This is a genomic window from Saccharothrix sp. ST-888 (assembly GCF_000955975.1).
GTDB lineage: Bacteria > Actinomycetota > Actinomycetes > Streptomycetales > Streptomycetaceae > Kitasatospora.
Genome location: NZ_JYJF01000319.1, coordinates 1 through 702, shown reverse-complemented (window position 1 = coordinate 702; position 702 = coordinate 1). Strand labels below are relative to the sequence as shown.

At 73.9% G+C, this 702-nt stretch carries 1 protein-coding gene; it reads right to left on the bottom strand.

The window, feature by feature from the left end; translation table 11 throughout:
• Positions 1 to 237: 237 nt before the first annotated feature.
• Positions 238 to 702, bottom strand: a 465-nt coding sequence (locus tag UK12_RS32865; RefSeq protein WP_052682428.1) for an NUDIX domain-containing protein, incomplete at its 5' end; no start/stop codon positions are given.

Genomic DNA, 702 nt, shown 5'->3' with positions numbered 1-702 from the left:
AGCTGAAGCGGATCAGCGGCGCCAACTCTCTCGCTCAGCTCGGGTACTGGTGGGCGAGGCGGGAGCCCGAATAGCTGCTCGGCCGTGCGCTGTGGGGAGCGCACGGCCGGACAGTCAGGGGGCGATCAGAGGACCGTGTATCGGCGGCATTGGGCGGTGCTCGGGGCGCCGCAGCCGCAGCCGCACGGGGCCGGCTGCGGGTTCGGGGGGAGCGGCGGTACCTCGGGGGTCTGCTCGTCAGGCACTGGGCTCGCCGGCCTTCAGCAGCGGCAGCCGGTTGCCGAGCACAGCGGCGCTCACGGCCTGGCGGATTCGGCGCTCCTGGTACGGCAGGGTGATCTCGCCGAGCTGATCGAGCGGCACCCAGCGGAGACCCGTCAGCTCGCCTGTGGCGCTGTCGGGGACGGCCACCACAGCTGCTTCGTCGGCCGTCAGCCTCCCGCCGTCGCAGACGACGTTGAGGCCCTCGGTCGAGCCGGTCTCCGTGTTGCGGGGCATCTGGTCGACCGCGAGCGCGTGCGTGATCTCGCGGGTGAGCCCGGTCTCCTCGGCGAGCTCGCGGGCGGCGGCGGTGCCGATGGACTCGCCCGCGTGAGCGGCTCCGCCGGGCAGCTGCCACCCGGCCCTGTAGGTGGGGTTGACCAGCAGCACGCGGCCGTCCTGGTCGCGGATCAGGACCAGGGCGCCGAGGCGGCGCGGGGG